This window comes from Streptomyces sp. NPDC087440, from assembly GCF_044744005.1.
GTDB lineage: Bacteria > Actinomycetota > Actinomycetes > Streptomycetales > Streptomycetaceae > Streptomyces.
In genome coordinates, this window is record NZ_JBIUXN010000008.1 from 304,466 (window position 1) to 322,469 (window position 18,004).

Below are 18,004 nucleotides of genomic sequence, written 5' to 3' on the forward strand. Positions count from 1 at the left end.
GGGACTGCGCCGTACGCGCCGGGCCCGGCCCACGGCACTTCCGTGCCGGGGCCGGGCCCCTGCCGACCGCTTCTCAGCCGCGTCGGGCGTACGCCTCGGGCTTGCCCGGGTCGGGCGCCGGGGCCGAGGCCCCCAGCGGCAGCGCGGCGGACGCCGCGGCGGCCCGGCGGACCTGCTGCGGGACGGCCTCCGCGAGCGGCGCCCCCAGCGGGACCGGATCGCCCGCGGGCCGCCGGGCCCGGTAGGCGGCCCGGTACGCGGCGGGGGAAGACCCCAGCTGCCGCCGGAAGTGCCCGCGCAGCGCCACCGGCGAGCGGAACCCGCACCGCCCGGCGACCTCGTCGACCGAGTAGTCGGAGGTCTCCAGGAGCCGTTGCGCCTGGAGCACCCGCTGGGTGATCAGCCACTGCAGTGGAGCGCTCCCAGTGAGCGAACGGAATCGCCGGTCGAAGGTCCGTCGGCTCATGTACGCACGCGCGGCGAGCGTCTCCACGTCGAACTGCTCGTGGAGGTGCTCCAGTGCCCACGCGACGACCTCTGCCAGCGGGTCCGCCCCGATTTCCTCGGGTAAAGACCGATCGAGGTAGCGCTCCTGCCCGCCACTGCGCCGGGGCGGCACGACCAGCCGGCGCGCGAGCGCGCCCGCGGCCTCCGTGCCGTGGTCGGTCCGCACGATGTGCAGACACAGGTCGATCCCGGCGGCCGTCCCCGCCGACGTCAGCACGTCGCCGTCGTCGACGAACAGCTCGCGCGGATCGACGTGCACCGACGGATAGCGCTTGGCGAGCGTCGGCGCGTACATCCAGTGCGTCGTCGCGGGCCGGCCGTCCAGCAGTCCGGCGGCGGCGAGCACGAACGCGCCCGTGCACAGCCCGACGATCCGGGCGCCCTCCTCGTGCGCGCGGCGCAGCGCGTCCAACGCCTCCGGCGGCGGCGGGGAGGTGATGGACCGCCAGGCCGGTACGACGACCGTCCCGGCGCGGCTCATCGCCTCCAGGCCGTAGGGCGCGGTGAGTTCGAGTCCCCCCGTGGTCCGCAGGGGACCTTCCTCACCGGCGCACACCAGCAGCCGATAGCGCGGCACCCCCGCGTCCTGCCGGTCGATGCCGAACACCGAGAGCGGGATCGAGCTCTCGAAAATGGGTCCCCCGCTGAAAAGCAGCACCGCTACGATCTCCCGGCGGCGGCGCCCGGAGAGCTTCCGGGTGGCCTCCGGCGGTGCGGCCAAGTCCTGGCTCATGGCGCTAAGCCCCCCTCGCTGGTCGCGGCTCCCTGTTCGTGACGGGCCTGTCGCTCCTGCACACTGCTCCTTGAAGTCGCAGTCCCTCTAGGTCCTGCACGGTTCCCCCGCCGTCGAATAACCCATGATCGAATCTACTGTGTTGCATGGCGCTGTCGTGACAAGTTCCTCAAGCGCCGTTATGTCGACATGGCAACTTGGCGTGAAGCATTCGATCAGGAAGCGTTCCACTCCCGGGCGCCGCAGGGAAGTGCGCCTCTCGCTCATGGCCCGTCCCCGTAGGGTGCGCGGGCCGCCTGCGGTCCTTTCTTCCCTGGTGGCACCAGGGTTGGCGGGCCATTTCGCCAAGGGTGGGGGAGGTCGGCGAAGTTGGCTGAAAAACTACGGGCGCGCATGTGCGATCCCGTCACTCACCCGGCGCACAACCCTGCGAAGAGTGCGTGATTCCGTTGATTCTTCACGCATTGTTCTCGTTCTGGAGTCCTGTGGACCGGTGGTGGAACCCGGCCAGGACTCGACCGAAACCCGGCTGTGCCGCGAGTGGGTCTCCAGCCGTTCTCAGGCGTCGGCCTTGCGCCCGCCGCGATGGGCTCCGGAGCCGGTGCGGCTGTGCCGTCCGCGGTGGGTGCCCGCCTGGAGTTCCTCGGCGAGATCCCGGGTGGCGATCCGCTCGGACCGGCGCAGCAGGAGCCGGCAGGCGATCGTGACGGCGGCGAGCCCCCCGGCCGCGAGCGCGGTGCCGCCGGGCGGGGCCCCGTACACCAGGAGCACGACGGGGACGAGCAGACAGCTGAAGGCCGCCCAGCGCACCAGGTCTGCCACCGAGCCGGACGGGGCCGTCGGGGCGGGCTCGACTCCGGCGGGCGAGGGGTGCCCGTGCGAGCCGTGCTGTCCGTGCGGGCCGTGGGATCCGTGCGAGCCGTGCTGCCCGGGGGAACCGTGCGAGCCGTGCGGGCTGTGTGAGCCGTGTGATCCGTGCGGGCCGGGGGAGGTGTGCGGTCCCGGGTGGTGGGCTCCGTGCGGCCGGTCGCGTTCGTAGTCGTACGGGGACGGGAAGGGTGAGGGACCGGGCACGGGGCTGCCTCCTTCGGGCGTGCGGGGGACGGACGGAGCCTGATCAACGAACGGGCCGCCCGTACGGTCACGTTGCCCGGCGTCCGTACGGACCAGCGGCAGACGCCTGTACGGGGCAGCGGGCATTGCGATACGGCGCGGGGTCGTGCATGCTCCAGGAACCCCGCGGCCAAGTGGGGGCTGGGCAGTGGAGGAGTGCGGCCGTACCCTTGGGGGTATGGGCTTGGGAAGACGTTTCCCGGACAGCTCCGCCGCCGCAGGGCTGCCACCCGCCACACCGAACCTGCTGTTCCGCCGTCCCTTCCACCCGCTCCGTTGTCAGCTCCTTGAGGATTCAGACGCCGAGACACCGATGGCCGGTCACGAAACTCCCGAACCCGCGGACCGCAAGCAGGTCGCCGATCCCCGCGCCGAATACGGTGCGGAGCGCAGCGGTGACCTCTACGCGTTGGAAGAGCCGCGCCACTCCTGCGATCCCGCCTTCCGGCACGGTGTCGTCGTCGGCTTCGACGGCTCCACCTCCAGCGAGCGGGCGCTGGCCTACGCCATCGGCATGGCCCGGCGGCTCGGCCAGGGGCTGATCATCGTCCATGTCGCCAACCGGCTGCCGACCACCGTGTGGGCGGGCTGCGAGCCACCGGTCTTCGTGGACGTCCCCGACCACCGCACCGAGGTCCTCGGCCTCGAACTCGCCTGCGCGGACTACCTGTCCGAGGTCCCCTGGATCCTGGTCGAGCGCGGCGGCGACATCTGCCACGAGCTGGAGGAGGTCGGCCGGGAGTACGAGGCCGACGCGATCGTGGTGGGCTCCACCCAGGGCATCGTGGGCCGCCTCTTCGGGTCGGTCGCGGGGCGGCTGGCGAAGCGGGCGCAGCGCCCGGTCGTCGTCATTCCGTAACGTCCGCCCCGTTTGCCTGCTGCGCACGGCAGTTGGCGGTTCCGCACCCTTGACGGTATTCGGCGTTTTCTGAAACTACCGCCGCGTAGGGGTGATTTGTGACCTTATGAAGGGTAGATAAGGGTCGCTGGGAACACAGCAACGAACGCAGCAGCACTGCACGTGAAGGGAGCCCCGCCGTGGACAACGACGTCTCTGCGGGAAGCACATCGGCCTCCGCCTCCACTCTCGGACACCTCGCACTCGGACTGACCCTGCTGGCCTTCGGCCTCGGTCACACCGGCGTCCTCGACGGCATCACCGCGGCGAGCGCCGCCACGGTCGCGCTGTTCGTCGGCGGCATCACGCTCTTCGTCGCGGGACTCCTGGAGTTCCGCGTGGGCGACTCGTTCAACGGGACTGCCTTCGCCGGTCTCGGCGCCTTCTGGTTCACCTGGGGCACCGCGTCCGGCGAGTCCGCACTGAGCGGCGACGCGGCAGGGCTCTTCCTGCTGCTCTGGGCGCTGTTGGCGCTCAGCCTCACCCTGGGAGCAGCCGGCGGCGGTCTGCTCGCGCAGGTGATGTACGGGCTGCTGTTCGTGTCCCTGCTGCTCCTGGGCATCGCCCAGTTCGCGGACGCGGGGATGCCGGCGAAGGTCGCGGGCTGGGTGGCCGCTCTCTCCGGGCTCCTCGCCTGGTACGGAGCCACGGCGGCGTGGGCGAAGTGGCCCACCGCCCTGCCGGGCCGCGCCGCGGGCCGGGGCGTGACGGCAACCGGCTGACAGCGGGTCAGGTGCCATGGTGGGGCCGGTGGTTGGGCGACACCGGCCCCCGGCGAGGAGAAGGGCCCCGTACGGCCGTGGTGGCGGCGTACGGGGCCCTTCTCATGCGCGTGTGCGCGAGGGACCTACTCGACGGTGACGGACTTCGCCAGGTTGCGCGGCTTGTCGATGTCGCGGCCCATCGCCAACGCGGTGTGGTAGGCGAGGAGTTGGAGCGGAATGCCCATCAGGATCGGGTCCAGCTCGTGCTCGTTCTTCGGCACCACAATGGTGTGGTCGGCCTTTTCCTGCTCGCGGTGCGCGACCGCCAGGATCCGGCCGCTGCGGGCCTTGATCTCCTCCAGGGCGGCGCGGTTCTTCTCCAGCAGGTCGTCGTCCGGGACGATGGCGACCGTCGGCAGCGCGGGCTCGATGAGGGCGAGCGGGCCGTGCTTGAGCTCGGAGGCGGGGTAGGCCTCGGCGTGGATGTAGGAGATCTCCTTGAGCTTCAGGGAGGCCTCCAGGGCGACCGGGTAGCCGCGCACGCGCCCGATGAACATCATCGACTGGGCGCCCGCGTAGGCCTCCGCGATCTCCTTGATCTTGTCCTCGTCGGCGAGGATCTCCGAGATCTGCTCGGGCAGCTTGCGCAGGCCCTCGATGATCCGCTTGCCGTCGGAGACGGACAGGTCGCGGATGCGGCCCAGGTGCAGGGCGAGCAGCGCGAAGGCGACGACGGTGTTGGTGAAGCACTTGGTGGAGACGACGCAGACCTCGGGACCCGCGTGCACGTACACGCCGCCGTCGGCCTCGCGGGCGATCGCCGAGCCGACCACGTTCACGACGCCGAGCACCCGGGCGCCCTTGCGCTTCAGCTCCTGCACGGCGGCCAGCACGTCGTACGTCTCACCGGACTGCGAGACCGCGATGTACAGGGTGTCGGGGTCGACGACGGGGTTGCGGTAGCGGAACTCCGAGGCGGGCTCGGCGTCGGCGGGGATGCGGGCCAGGGACTCGATGAGCCCGGCACCGATCAGACCCGCGTGGTAACTGGTGCCGCAGCCGAGGATCTTGATGCGGCGCACGCCGCGCGCCTCGCGGGCGTCCAGGTTCAGGCCGCCCAGGTGGACGGTGGAGAAGCGGTCGTCGATGCGGCCGCGCAGCACGCGGTCCACGGCGTCGGCCTGCTCGCTGATCTCCTTGTGCATGTACGTGTCGTGGCCGCCCATGTCGTACGACTCGGCCTCCCACTCCACGGTGGTCGGCGTCGCCGAGGTGGTCGAGCCCTCGGTGGTGTACGTACGGAAGTCGTCGGCCTTCAGGGTGGCCATCTCACCGTCGTCCAGGGTGACGATCTGGCGGGTGTGCGAGACCAGGGCGGCGACGTCGGAGGCGACGAACATCTCCTTCTCGCCGATGCCGAGGACGACCGGGGAGCCGTTGCGGGCGACCACGATGCGGTCGGGGAAGTCGGCGTGCATGACGGCCAGGCCGTAGGTGCCCTCGATGTGGCGGAGCGCCTCGCGGACCTTCTCCTCCAGGGTCGCGGCCTGGGCGCGGGCGATGAGGTGGACGACCGTCTCGGTGTCCGTCTCGGAGGCGAAGACGACGCCGTCGGCGATCAGCTTGGCGCGCAGGTCGTCGGCGTTGTCGATGATGCCGTTGTGCACGACGGCGACCTTGGACTCGCCGTCCAGGTGCGGGTGGGAGTTCTCGTCGGAGGGCGCGCCGTGAGTGGCCCAGCGGGTGTGCGCGATGCCGGTGGTGCCCGCGAAGCGCTTGGGGACCTTGGCCTCCAGGTCACGGACCCGGCCCTTGGCCTTGACCATGCGCAGGGCGGGGGTCTTGGGGGTGTTGATCACCAGGCCCGCGGAGTCGTAACCCCGGTACTCCAGGCGCTGGAGGCCCTCCAGCAGCAGGGGCGCGACGTCACGCTTGCCGATGTATCCGACGATTCCACACATAAGTTCTGTCCTCCGAGTTCAGGGGTGCTCAGCCGTAGACGATGCGCCGCAGCTGGCGCAGCGAGAGCTCCGGGGGAGCGACCGCGCGGTGCGGCAGCTCGGCGGAGATCCGGTCGAAGATCTCCGCGTTCACGAGACCGCCGGACTGGAGCTCGCGGTGGCGGCGGCGGACGAACTCCTCGGTCGTCTCGTCGAAGTACGCCAGGACGTCGAGCACGACCCGGGCCGCCTCGCCGCGTGGCAGGGCGGTCGAGCGGACCAGGTGGTCGACGAGGTCGTCGTGCGACGACACGGGCGCGGTACGGCGTTCAAGCACTCGTCGATACTGAGGGAGCCCGGCCCTCTGTGCAAGAATCCTGCCCGATATCGGGCAGGATTCTTCTTGATCGCGATATTGGTACGTACTAAGGGGGTCGAAAGCGGCCCGTCAGCCCCCTCCGCACGGCCCCTACAGCCGCCTCAGGACCGCCTGCTTCGCCAGCGCGAACTCCTCGTCGGTGAGAACCCCGGACCGGTGCAGCTCGCCCAGCTCCCGCAGCCGCCGCAGCAGGACGTCGTGGTCCTCGGCGCCGGGCACCGCGTCCTGGGGGGCGGCCGTCAGGGCGGCGGGCGCGGCGTCCTCGACCGCGTGCGGGTGGGGCATCCGGGCGACCACGGCCGCCGCCGCGAGCGCCATCAGGGGGTCCTTCTTCAGCCCGTACAGGTTCACCGCGTGCGGGTCGTACTTCGGCGGCATGGTGTGGGTGGCGGCCGGGGTGCGGAAGCGGAGGTGGCCGTTCTCCAGCCCGGCGGCCGGCAGCCACTCCACCGCGAGCACCTCGGCCAGCGGGATGGTCCGGGGGCCGCCCGAGGACTTCGAGGCCTCCGTGGTCCAGGTCCAGGTCAGCCGGATCTGCTTCTCGTCGACGCTGACCGAGGCGTCGCCCGCCGACGCGGTGTACGGAACGGCGGGGCCGCCGACCAGGTAGCGGTCGACGGGGCCGGAGTCCACCTGGTCCAGCAGCAGCGCGTTGCGCACCTCCTCCACGAAGTACTCGGCGACGCCGCTGCGGTCGTTCTCCACCACCAGCCGGTACGGGTCGGACGCGTCGTCCAGCCGCCCCCCGGCGATCTGCATCAGCGGACAGGCGCCCTCCCGCAGCCGCAGCCTGAGCCGACCGGACTTGCGCCCCGGCTCGAAGGAGATCCCGGCCAGTGCCTCCAGCGGCACGGACACCTCGCCCAGCGTCCGGCGCAGCAGGCTCACGCCCTTGTCGCTCCCGGGCACGAGCCGGAGGGAGTCGACCTCGAAGCTCCAGGTGCCGTCCTTCTGCATGATTTCCGCCATCGCCATGGGGGGATTCTCGCACCGGGGGGCTTGCGCCGATGGTGTGCGGAATTGGTCTACACCCTTGACCCGGCCGTGATGTGACGGGTAGCCATGTCGTGCCGCGCACGCGCCGCGTACACCCCCCATCCATGTCACGTGCATGCCACATCCGCGATGCCCCGTCGAAGGGACGCCTTGTGAGACACCGTCGTACGCTTCCCCGCTTCCCCCGCCTGCTCGCCCCGATGCTGCTGGTCGCCGTGGCGGGGACCACCGCCGTCGGCGCCGCCCCCGCCCCCGCCCCCGGGGCGGCCGAGGCCCCCCGCCCCCTGGGCCAGGTCGTTCCGGCCCCCTCCGAGGTGAGGGCGGGCGGTTCGGCGTACACGATCGACCGTGGCACCGACATCGCGGTGGGCCGCTCCCGGGAGGCCCGCGAGGTCGGCGAGGCCCTCGCGAAGGTGCTGCGCCCCTCCACCGGCTACCGGCTGCCGGTCACCTCGCGCGAGGGCCGCGGCGGCATCCGGCTGAAGCTGGCCGGGAACGAGAAGTCGCTCGGCGCCGAGGGGTACCGCCTGGAGTCCGCCCGAGGCGGCGTCACCATCACCGCCCGCACCTCCGCCGGCCTCTTCCACGGCGTCCAGACGCTGCGCCAGCAACTCCCGGCGAACGTCGAGGCGAAGACGCGGCAGACGGGCCCCTGGCAGGTCGCGGGCGGCACCATCAAGGACGTCCCGCGCTTCGGCTACCGGGCCGTGATGCTCGACGTCGGACGCCACTTCCTCTCCGTCGAGCAGGTCAAGCGCTACATCGACCAGGCCGCGCTCTACAAGGTCAACACCCTGCGCCTGCACCTCACCGAGGACCAGGGCTGGCGCATCGCCATCGACTCCTGGCCGAGGCTGGCCACCTACGGAGGCTCCACCCAGGTCGGCGGCGGCCCCGGCGGCCACTACACGAAGGCCCAGTACAAGGACCTGGTGCGGTACGCGGCCTCCCGCAAGATGGACGTCATCCCGGAGATCGACATGCCGGGCCACACCAACGCTGCCCTCGCCTCGTACGCCGAACTCAACTGCGACGGCGTCGCGCCGCCCCTCTACACGGGCACCGAGGTCGGCTTCAGCAGCCTGTGCGCGAGCAAGCCGGTCACGTACAAGTTCATCGACGACGTGGTGCGCGAGATCGCGCGGATGACCCCGGGCCGTTACATCAACATCGGCGGCGACGAGGCGCACTCGACCAGCCACGAGGACTTCGCGAAGATGATGAACCACGCGCAGAAGGTGGTCGGCACGTACGGCAAGAAGGTCATGGGCTGGCACCAGCTGGTCGGCGCCGACCAGGTCAAGGACAAGGTCGTCCAGTACTGGGGCTACGACCGGACCGGCGAGGCCGAGCGCAAGAGCGTCGTCGACGCGGCGAAGGGCGGCACCAAGCTGGTGATCTCCCCGGCCGACCGCAGCTACCTCGACATGAAGTACCACAAGGACACCCCGCTGGGCCTGAAGTGGGCGGGTTACGTCGAGGTGCAGCGCTCGTACGACTGGGACCCGGGCACCTACCTGGCGGGGGCGCCGGAGTCCTCCGTCCTCGGCGTGGAGGCCCCCCTGTGGACCGAGACCCTCGCCACCAGCGACCAGCTGGAGTTCATGGCGTACCCGCGCCTGCCCGGCATCGCGGAGCTGGGCTGGTCGCCCCGCTCCACGCACGACTGGGACACCTACAAGCTGCGGCTGGCACAGCAGGGCCCGCGCTTCGAGGCGCTCGGCATCGACTACTACAAGTCGACGCAGGTGCCGTGGCCGACGAAGTAGGGGCTCACTGACGGACGGGGGGGAGGGGGTGCACCGGGACCGTCCGGTGCACCCCCTCCCGGTTCGTGGGGCGCTACGAGACCTCGTACTCGGAAGGGTTCTCGCGGAGGCCGTCCTCGCTGAGGCCCTGGCGCCAGTAGCCGGTGAAGGTGATGCGGCGGCGGTCGTACCCGCGGTCGTTGACGAAGTGCCGCCGCAGGGCGCGCACGCAGGAGGCCTCGCCCGCGATCCAGACGTACGGGGCCGCGGTGTCCGGGAGGGTGGCCGCGGCGAGGGCGTCGACGGGGGCGGGGGCGTTCTCGTCCCGGACGAGATAGGTGATCTCGGCGTCGGCGGGGGTCGCCAACGCGACGGCGTCGTCCGGGTGCTGGACGGTGATCCAGGCCCGGACGGGCAGGGCGGCCGGGAGCTGCTCCAGGGCGGCGGAGAGGGCCGGGAGGGCCGTCTCGTCGGCCCACATGACGATCTGGTCGGTGTCGTCGGCGGGCCGGAAGCGGACACCGGCGTTGTCGGCGACGGTCGGCCCGAGGACGGTCACGCGCTGCCCCGGGGCGGCCTGCTCGGCCCAGCGGCAGGCGGGGCCGCCGTCGGGGTGCAGGGCGAAGTCGATGTCGACCTCCGCGGGGTCGCTGCGCTGGGCGCGGGCGGTGTAGGAGCGCATGACGGCGCGCGTCTCGTCGGGCATCCGGCGGTACGAGGCGAACCAGTCGGGGTCGGTCTCCGGGGGGAGCACCGGCTCCTCCTGCCCGGGCTGCGGGAGGAAGAGGGACAGGGACTGGTCCCGGCCGCCGGAGGCGAAGCCGTCCAGCTCCTTCTCGCCGTGACCGCCGAAGGTGACGCGGAGGAGGGAGGGGCTGAGGCGCTCGGTCCGCAGGACGCGGAGCTGGAAGAGCCGGAACGGGGCGGTCACGGGGGTCTCCTGGGGGCGGGTGCGGGGCTCTTACGGGGTGTGCGTCCGTGCCCCTTCGGGGGCGCGGGGCCGTGCTCGTGGTGCGGCTGCGCCGCGTGGGCGCTTCCCTTCCTGTGCGGGCCCTGCTCGTCCGTGCCCCTTCAGGGGCGCGGGGAACTGCGCGACCAGCCACTCACGCACCCGCACGGAACCGTGCAATTGCCCCGCGGGTTTAGGTGAAGGGGCGGGGCTGGGGACCCCCTTGCCCCGGCGGGGCGGGGCTGCGCATGCCCGGTACCGGGAGGCGACCCCAGGGCCTGGGCGGTGACGTGCACCCGGCGCAGGGGCTGGGCCATGGGGCGGCACCCGGGTGGGCCGGGAGCGGGAGGGGCCGCCCCCTTGCCCGCCCGTCCCGCCCCCGGGGGGCGGCCCCGCCGCCCAAGGGGGCTGGGGGGAAGGGAGAAGGGGGAAGGGGGAAGGGGGGCGGAGCTCACGGGGTGGGGGAGAGGGGGGCGGAGCCCAAGGTGGAGGCTGCGGGCACGGAGCCCGCAGGGGAGGGGCGGCCCGCACCTGTGAGCGCTCGGCGGAGATGCACCCGCACCCGACCCCACCTCTCGGCGGAGATGCACCCGCACCCGACCCCACCTCTCGGCGGAGATGCACCCGCACCCGACCCCACCTCGGCCGAGACGCCCCCGCCCCCACCCCTCCCCCGACCGTCAGGAGACCTTCTTGGAGGATTCGATGGCCTTGGCCAGGTCGTCCAGGATGGGGGCGCACTTCGCATAGGAGTAGATGGGCTCGGTCACCCGGGGAATGACCTGGCCCGCCTTGACCGCCGGCAGCCCCGCCCACGTCGGCTTCCCCGCGATGTCCTTCGGCTGGAGCACCGCCGACCGGTTGTCCATCATGATGATGTCGGCCTTGTACTTGCCGACGTTCTCCCAGCTCAGCCCCTCGAAGAAGCCCGCCTTGTCCACCTTCGGCTCGACGAACTTCACGCCCAGCTCCTGGAAGTACAGCGTGTCCGCGCTCATCTTGGCGAGCGAGACGTAGAAGAGCTCGGCCGAGGCGGAGCCGATCATCACCGTGACGTCGGGGTGCGCCTTGGCCGCCGCGCGCAGCCGCGCCGAGGCCTTCTCGAAGCGGGCCTTGGCGTCCGCGATCTTCGGGTCCTTCAGGTCCGCGCCCAGCGAGGCCGCGAGCCCGGCCCGGCGTGCCAGGGCCTTCTCCATGTTGGTGCTGGACGCCCACAGGGCGACCTGCGGGGCGAGCGAGTAGATCTTCTTCGCGGAGTTCTCCGGCACGTACCAGAGCTTGTCCTTCTCCCACATGTCGGAGATCAGCAGCTCGGGCATCAGCTTGGCGTACTTCTCGACGTCGAACTCGCCGAAGGTGTTGCCGATGATCTCGACCTTGGAGATGTCCAGGTCGCCGGCCTGCACGTCGGCCTTGCCGTCCTTGCCCTTGGTGGGGCCGAAGACGCCCTTGACCTCGACGCCGTAGTCGTGGAGGGCGGCGGCCATGCCGGTGAAGGCGACGATGTTCTTCGGGACGGCCTTCGTCTCGGCCTTGGTCCCGCGGTCGTCGGTGAAGGACCAGGGGCCGGACTTCTCACCGGAGCCGGAACCCGTGTCCGTCTTGCTGCCGGAGGCCTTCTCGCCGCCGCACGCGGCCAGGGCGGCGCCGATGCCGAGCGCACCGCCGGCGGCGAGCAGGCCGCGACGGGTGGGGCGGGAGAGGCGGGGCGAGGAGGGCATGGGCGAAGTCGCTTTCGTACGGGCGGCGGAGGCCGGAAGGTGCCGGAATCGTGGATTCCTAGGAAGGCTAGCCTAACCTTCCGAGCACCTGGGAGGCTGTCCGGTTTCCGCTCGTACGAATGCGCGCAAAGGGGGCATTCGGGTCAGGCGGACATCCCCAGTTCCCGCGCGATCAGCATCCGCTGCACCTCGCTCGTCCCCTCCCCGATCTCCAGGATCTTGGAGTCGCGCCACATGCGGGCCACCGGGTACTCGTTCATGAAGCCGTACCCGCCGTGGATCTGGGTCGCCTCCCGGGCGTTGTCCACGGCCACCGTGGAGGAGTACAGCTTCGCGATGGCGGCCTGCTTCTTGAACGGCTCGCCGTTCACCAGCCGCGAGGCCGCGTCGTACCAGCCGATCCGGGCCATGTGCGCCCGCATCTCCATGTCCGCGATCTTGAACTGGATGGCCTGGTTCTCGCCGATGGCCTTCCCGAAGGCGTGCCGCTCCTTCGCGTACTTCAGCGACTCGTCGACGCAGCCCTGGGCGAGCCCGGTGGCCAGCGCCGAGATGGCGATCCGGCCCTCGTCGAGGATGCGCAGGAACTGGGCGTACCCCCGGCCCTCCTCGCCGAGCAGGTTCCCCAGCGGCACCCGGACGTCGGAGAAGGACAGCTCCCGCGTGTCCGATGAATTCCAGCCGACCTTGGAGTACGGGGCCGCGACCGTGAAGCCGGGGGTTCCCGACGGCACGATGATCGACGAGATCAGCGGCTTGCCGTCGGGCTTGCGGCCGGTGACGGCGGTGACGGTGACCAGGGCGGTGATGTCGGTGCCGGAGTTGGTGATGAAGCACTTCGAGCCGTTGATGACCCACTCGCCCGTCGCCTCGTCGCGGACGGCGGTCGTCCGGGTCCCGCCCGCGTCCGAGCCCCCGTCCGGCTCCGTCAGCCCGAACGCGCCGAGCGCCTCCCCGGCGCACAGCCTGGGCAGCCACTCCTGCTTCTGCTCCTCGGTGCCGAACCGGTAGAGCGGCATCGCGCCGAGCGAGACCCCGGCCTCCAGGGTGATGGCGACCGAGGAGTCGACCCGGGCCAGCTCCTCCAGGGCGATGCCGAGGGCGAGGTAGTCGCCGCCCATGCCGCCGTACTCCTCGGGGATCGGCAGCCCGAACAGGCCCATGCGGCCCATCTCGCGGACGATCTCGTACGGGAACTCGTGCCGCTCGTAGAGGTCGCCGATCTTCGGGGCGACGACGTCGTGCGCGAACTCCTCGACGGTGCGCCGGAGTTCTTCGTGCTCGGGGGTGAGGCGGTGGTCCATCGTCAGTCCTTGGGGGAGTCAGTCCTGGTGGGACAGGGCGCGAACGGTTCGGGACGGGCTGGGTCGGCCCAGTTGCTCCGCCATCCACACGCTGGTGGCGGTGAGGCGGGCGAGATCGACGCCGGTGTCGATGCCGAGGCCCTGGAGCATCCACACCAGGTCCTCGGTGGCGAGGTTGCCGGTGGCGGACTTCGCGTACGGGCAGCCGCCGAGGCCCCCGGCGGAGGCGTCGACGGTGGTGACGCCGTGCCGCAGGGCGGCCAGGGTGTTGGAGAGGGCCTGGCCGTAGGTGTCGTGGAAGTGGACGCCGATACGGTCGGTGGGCACACCGGCGGTGTTCAGGGCGGTCAGCAGGGAGCCCACCTGGCCGGGCGTGGCGACGCCGATGGTGTCGCCGAGGGAGAGCGTGTCGCAGCCCATGTCGATGAGCGCCCGGCAGACCTTCACCACCTGACCCTCCGGCACGGCCCCTTCCCAGGGGTCCCCGAAGCACATCGACAGATAGCCCCTGACCTGCGCGTTAGCCGCCTTCGCCCGGGTGACGACCGGCTCGAACATGGCGAGTGCCGCATCGACCGTACGGTTCAGATTGGCCTGGGCGAAGGACTCGGTGGCGCTGGCGAACACGGCGACGTGCCGGGCGCCGAGGGCCAGCGCACGGTCCAGCCCCCGCTCGTTGGGCACGAGGACGGGCAGGTCGACGTCGAGATCGGCCAGCTGCGGGAACAGGGCCTCCGCGTCGGCGAGTTGGGGGACCCACTTGGGGTGCACGAAGCTGGTGGCCTCGACGGTGGAGAGACCGGACGCGGCGAGGCGGTGGACGAACTCCGCCTTCACCTCGGTGGGGACGACGCCCTTCTCGTTCTGGAGCCCGTCACGGGCCCCGACCTCGTAGATCCGTACCCGGCTGGGCAGTTGGGGGTCGCGCACGACCATGGGGAGCGTCATGCGGCCGCCTCCTCGTCCGGGGTGACCACGGCCAGCACCTGGTCCATGGCGACGGTGGCCCCGGCCTTCACGTCGAGCTCGGCGACGGTGCCGGAGTGGGGGGCGGCGATGACGTGCTCCATCTTCATCGCCTCGACGACGAGCAGGCTCTGCCCCGCGTCGACGTGGTCCCCGACGGCCACCTTCACCACGGTCACCGTGCCGGGCATCGGCGCGGTGAGCGCGTCGGCACCGGAGTGGGCGGCGCCGGTGAGGGTGGCGGCGACGGGGTCGTACGCCGGAAGGTGCCAGGCGTCGCCGTCCCGGCCCCACCACTCGCCGTGGTGGTGGAGGGTGTGCGTGAGCCCGGCGACCTCGACGGTGAGGGCACCCCCTGCGGAGGCGCTCAGGCGGGCGGGCAGGGCGTCGGTGTCGTCGACGCGCACCTCGCCCTCACGGACCCGTACCGTCACCGGTTCCTGGCCGGACGCCTTGACGTGGTGCGCCGTCCAGGCGGGCGCGCCGCCGAGCCGCCAGCCGCTGGGGGCGTCGAACGGGTCGGCCCAGCCCCGGACCGCCGGAGCCGTCAGCTCCGCCTGCGCCGCCAGCCCGGCCGCCGCGTACACCTCCGGCGGGACGCTCGCGTCGACCAGGGACTCCGCGTCCCGCTCCACCAGCCCGGTGTCCAGGTCGCCCGCCACCACGTCCGGGTGGGCCAGGAGCCTGCGCAGGAAGCCCGCGTTGGTCTGGACGCCCAGGGTCACCGTCTCCGCGAGGGCGGCGCGCAGCTTGCGCAGTGCGGTGGGGCGGTCGGGACCGTACGCGATGACCTTGGACAGCATCGGGTCGTACAGGCTGCCGATCTCCGTGCCGACGGAGAGCCCGGAGTCCGTCCGCACCCCGTTGCCCTGCGGCTCGTGCAGGGCGAGGATCGTGCCGCCGGAGGGCAGGAAGCCCCTGGAGGGGTCCTCGGCGCAGATGCGGGCCTCGACGGCGTGCCCGGTGAGCGTGATGTCGTCTTGGGCGAAGGGGAGTTGGGCCCCCGACGCGACCCGGAGCTGCCACTCCACCAGGTCGATTCCGGTGATCAGCTCGGTCACCGGGTGCTCGACCTGGAGGCGGGTGTTCATCTCCATGAAGTAGTACGAGGACGGATCGGCGCCCGGCACGATGAACTCCACCGTGCCCGCGCCGCTGTAGCCGCAGGACCGGGCCGCCTGCACGGCCGCCTCGCCCATCGCGGCCCGCGTCGTCTCGTCCAGCAGGACGGACGGGGCCTCCTCGATGACCTTCTGGTGGCGGCGCTGGAGGGAACACTCGCGCTCGCCGAGGTGGACGACGTTGCCGTGCCCGTCGGCGAGCACCTGGATCTCGATGTGCCGGGGGCGGTCGATCCACCGCTCCACCAGGAGGGTGTCGTCGCCGAAGGAGGAACGGGCCTCACGGCGGGCGGCGGCGATCTCGTCGGCGAGGAGGGCCTCGTCGCGGACCAGCCGCATGCCCTTGCCGCCGCCGCCCGCACTCGGCTTCAGCAGCACGGGCATGCCGATCTTCCGTGCGGCATCGGCGAGTTGGGTGTCCGTCAGCCCGGACCCGGAGGACCCCGGCACGACGGGCACGCCCGCCGCCTCGACCGTCTCCTTCGCCCGGATCTTGTCGCCCATGAGGGAGATCGCGGACGCCGGGGGACCGATGAAGACAAGCCCGGCGGACGCGCACACGGCGGCGAACTCGGCGTTCTCCGCGAGGAATCCGTACCCCGGGTGGACGGCCTGCGCGCCGGAGCGCACCGCCGCCTCGACCAGGCGGTCGATGCGCAGGTAGCTCTCCGAGGCGGCGGGCGGCCCGATCCGTACCGCCGTGTCCGCCTCGCGCACGTGCCGGGCGTCCGCGTCGGCGTCGCTGAAGACGGCGACCGAGCGGATGCCGAGTTCGCGCAGCGTGCGGATGACGCGGACGGCGATCTCGCCGCGGTTGGCGACCAGGACGGTGTCGAACAGGGAAGTCATGTGTCGTCTCACATCCGGAAGACGCCGAAGGCGGGGTCGGCGAGCGGGGCGTTGGCGCAGGCGGTCAGGGCGAGGCCGAGGACCTGGCGGGTTTCCATCGGGTCGATCACACCGTCGTCCCACAGGCGGGCGGAGGCGTAGTAGGCGTTGCCCTGCGTCTCGTACTGGGCGCGGATCGGGTCCTTGAAGGCTTCTTCGTCCTCCGTCGCCCACTCCTCGCCGCGCCCCTCGATCTGGTCGCGCTTGACGGTGGCGAGGACGGAGGCGGCCTGCTCGCCGCCCATCACGGAGATCTTGGCGTTGGGCCACATCCACAGGAAGCGGGGGGAGTAGGCGCGGCCGCACATCGAGTAGTTGCCCGCGCCGTAGCTGCCGCCGACGACGACGGTCAGCTTGGGCACGCGGGTGCAGGCCACGGCGGTGACCATCTTCGCGCCGTGCTTGGCGATGCCGCCCGCTTCGTAGTCCCGTCCGACCATGAAGCCGGAGATGTTCTGGAGGAAGACGAGCGGGATGCCGCGCTGGTCGCACAGCTCGATGAAGTGCGCGCCCTTCTGGGCGGATTCGGAGAAGAGGATGCCGTTGTTGGCGACGATGCCGACGGGGTGGCCGTGGATGCGGGCGAAGCCGGTGATCAGCGTCTGCCCGTACTCCGACTTGAACTCGCTGAAGCGGGAGCCGTCGACCACGCGGGAGATCACTTCGCGTACGTCGTAGGGGGTGCGGGAGTCGACGGGCACGGCCCCGTACAGCCCGGCAGGATCGACCTTCGGCTCCTCGACGGGCCTGACCGACCAGGGCAGTTCGCCGCGCTCGGGGAGCGTCGCGACGATGTTCCGTACGATGCGCAGCGCGTGCGCGTCGTCCTCGGCGAGGTGGTCGGTGACGCCCGAGGTGCGGGAGTGGACCTCGCCGCCGCCCAGCTCCTCCGCGGTGACGACCTCGCCGGTGGCGGCCTTCACCAGGGGCGGACCACCGAGGAAGATCGTGCCCTGGTTCCGGACGATCACGGCCTCGTCGCTCATCGCGGGGACGTACGCGCCGCCCGCCGTGCAGGACCCCAGTACGGCGGCGATCTGCGGGATTCCGGCCCCCGACATCCGGGCCTGGTTGTAGAAGATCCGGCCGAAGTGCTCGCGGTCGGGGAAGACCTCGTCCTGCATGGGGAGGAAGGCGCCGCCGGAGTCGACGAGGTAGAGGCAGGGGAGGCGGTTCTCGAGGGCCACCTCCTGGGCGCGGAGGTGCTTCTTGACCGTCATCGGGTAGTACGTGCCGCCCTTGACGGTGGCGTCGTTGGCGACGATGACGCACTCGCGGCCGCTGACCCGGCCGATTCCGGCGATCACTCCGGCGGCCGGGGCCTGGTCGTCGTACATGCCGTTCGCGGCGAAGGGGGCCAGCTCCAGGAAGGGCGAGCCGGGGTCGAGCAGGGTGTCCACGCGGTCCCGGGGCAGCAGCTTGCCGCGTGCGACGTGCCGGGCCCGGGACTTCTCGCCGCCGCCGAGGCGGGTGGTGGCGAGGCGGGTGCGGAGGTCGTCCGCGAGGGCCTGGTGGGCGGCCTCGTTGGCCTGCCAGGCGGTGGAGGAGGGGTCCGCGGTGCTGGTCAGCACCGGTGCTTCCTGCATGGTTCGAGCTCCCTTGCCCGCGGGGGTGCGCGGGGTGCGCGCGAAGTTAGTGACCGTTAACGTCAGTGCGAGGTTAACGAGCGCTAACGACTCTGTCCAGGGCGACTTGACGACCTCCGCCTCCTCGCCTCCCGGCTCCCGGCCTCCCGGGTCCCCCTTGGGCGGCGACCCCACTCTCGCCCTCTCGGTCCCCGCCTTGCACCACCCAGCCCGCCTTGGGCTTTGGCCCTTGCCGCCTCGCCCTCTTGCGCTCCCTCTCTTGCCGCCCCGCCCTCTTGGGTACCGGGGTCGCCCCCCCCGCTTCCCCCGTAGCCCCCGTGGGTTCCGCGCCCCTCTTCCCCTCGTCCCCTTGGGCGGCGGGGCCGCCCTCCTGCCTCTTCCCCTCGCCCCCTTGGGCGGCGGGGCCGCCCCCCGGGGGCGGGACGGGCGGGCAAGGGGGCGGCCCCTCCCG

At 71.8% G+C, this 18,004-nt stretch carries 14 protein-coding genes; 3 read left to right on the plus strand and 11 right to left on the minus strand.

Annotated features, from left to right (window positions below; all coding sequences use genetic code 11):
* Positions 1-73: 73 nt before the first annotated feature.
* Complete coding sequence (locus tag ACIO3O_RS19130) at positions 74-1,240, minus strand: helix-turn-helix domain-containing protein (protein ID WP_401747095.1); 1,167 nt, start codon at positions 1,238-1,240, stop codon at positions 74-76.
* A gap of 558 nt (positions 1,241-1,798) precedes the next feature.
* A complete protein-coding gene (locus tag ACIO3O_RS19135) occupies positions 1,799-2,314 on the minus strand; it encodes a hypothetical protein (protein WP_401747097.1) in 516 nt (171 codons plus the stop codon).
* A gap of 352 nt (positions 2,315-2,666) precedes the next feature.
* Between ACIO3O_RS19135 and ACIO3O_RS19140 the strand changes: the two genes are divergently transcribed.
* Positions 2,667-3,212, plus strand: coding sequence for a universal stress protein (locus ACIO3O_RS19140; RefSeq protein ID WP_401747160.1), 546 nt, complete (start codon positions 2,667-2,669; stop codon positions 3,210-3,212).
* A gap of 179 nt (positions 3,213-3,391) precedes the next feature.
* Positions 3,392-3,973 (plus strand): acetate uptake transporter, encoded by a 582-nt coding sequence (locus ACIO3O_RS19145; protein WP_401747100.1) that lies wholly within the window; start codon positions 3,392-3,394, stop codon positions 3,971-3,973.
* 125 nt (positions 3,974-4,098) lie between these two features.
* Here the strand turns inward: ACIO3O_RS19145 and glmS are convergent, their stop codons facing one another.
* From glmS to ACIO3O_RS19160, 3 genes are all read right to left on the minus strand, one after another.
* A complete protein-coding gene (glmS, locus tag ACIO3O_RS19150) occupies positions 4,099-5,916 on the minus strand; it encodes a glutamine--fructose-6-phosphate transaminase (isomerizing) (protein ID WP_401747103.1) in 1,818 nt (605 codons plus the stop codon).
* 28 nt (positions 5,917-5,944) lie between these two features.
* On the minus strand, positions 5,945-6,232 hold the full coding sequence (locus tag ACIO3O_RS19155) for a hypothetical protein (protein WP_401747106.1): 288 nt from the start codon (positions 6,230-6,232) through the stop codon (positions 5,945-5,947).
* A gap of 132 nt (positions 6,233-6,364) precedes the next feature.
* Positions 6,365-7,243, minus strand: a complete 879-nt coding sequence (locus tag ACIO3O_RS19160; protein ID WP_401747163.1) for a DUF4429 domain-containing protein — start codon at positions 7,241-7,243, stop codon at positions 6,365-6,367.
* Between the two features lie 131 nt (positions 7,244-7,374).
* On the opposite strand from ACIO3O_RS19160, the gene ACIO3O_RS19165 reads away from it, so the two are divergent.
* Complete coding sequence (locus tag ACIO3O_RS19165; RefSeq protein WP_401747109.1) at positions 7,375-9,039, plus strand: beta-N-acetylhexosaminidase; 1,665 nt, start codon at positions 7,375-7,377, stop codon at positions 9,037-9,039.
* 73 nt (positions 9,040-9,112) lie between these two features.
* Here ACIO3O_RS19165 and ACIO3O_RS19170 read toward each other — a convergent pair whose 3' ends face one another.
* The 6 genes from ACIO3O_RS19170 to ACIO3O_RS19195 all read right to left on the minus strand — a co-directional run bounded on the left by ACIO3O_RS19170 (position 9,113) and on the right by ACIO3O_RS19195 (position 17,553).
* Positions 9,113-9,949 carry a siderophore-interacting protein gene (locus ACIO3O_RS19170; RefSeq protein WP_401747112.1) on the minus strand — a complete coding sequence of 279 codons (837 nt, stop codon included), beginning with the start codon at positions 9,947-9,949 and terminating at the stop codon, positions 9,113-9,115.
* Between the two features lie 698 nt (positions 9,950-10,647).
* Entirely contained in the window at positions 10,648-11,688 is a 1,041-nt protein-coding gene (locus ACIO3O_RS19175; RefSeq protein WP_401747115.1) for an ABC transporter substrate-binding protein, read from the minus strand.
* 143 nt (positions 11,689-11,831) lie between these two features.
* Positions 11,832-12,998 carry an acyl-CoA dehydrogenase family protein gene (locus ACIO3O_RS19180; RefSeq protein WP_401747164.1) on the minus strand — a complete coding sequence of 389 codons (1,167 nt, stop codon included), beginning with the start codon at positions 12,996-12,998 and terminating at the stop codon, positions 11,832-11,834.
* A 12-nt stretch (positions 12,999-13,010) separates the two neighbouring features.
* Positions 13,011-13,940, minus strand: a complete 930-nt coding sequence (locus ACIO3O_RS19185; protein WP_401747117.1) for a hydroxymethylglutaryl-CoA lyase — start codon at positions 13,938-13,940, stop codon at positions 13,011-13,013.
* Positions 13,937-15,928, minus strand: a complete 1,992-nt coding sequence (locus ACIO3O_RS19190) for an acetyl/propionyl/methylcrotonyl-CoA carboxylase subunit alpha (RefSeq protein ID WP_401747119.1) — start codon at positions 15,926-15,928, stop codon at positions 13,937-13,939. The genes ACIO3O_RS19185 and ACIO3O_RS19190 overlap by 4 nt, the downstream gene beginning before the upstream one ends.
* A gap of 8 nt (positions 15,929-15,936) precedes the next feature.
* Positions 15,937-17,553 (minus strand): carboxyl transferase domain-containing protein, encoded by a 1,617-nt coding sequence (locus ACIO3O_RS19195; RefSeq protein ID WP_401747120.1) that lies wholly within the window; start codon positions 17,551-17,553, stop codon positions 15,937-15,939.
* Positions 17,554-18,004: the final 451 nt, after the last annotated feature.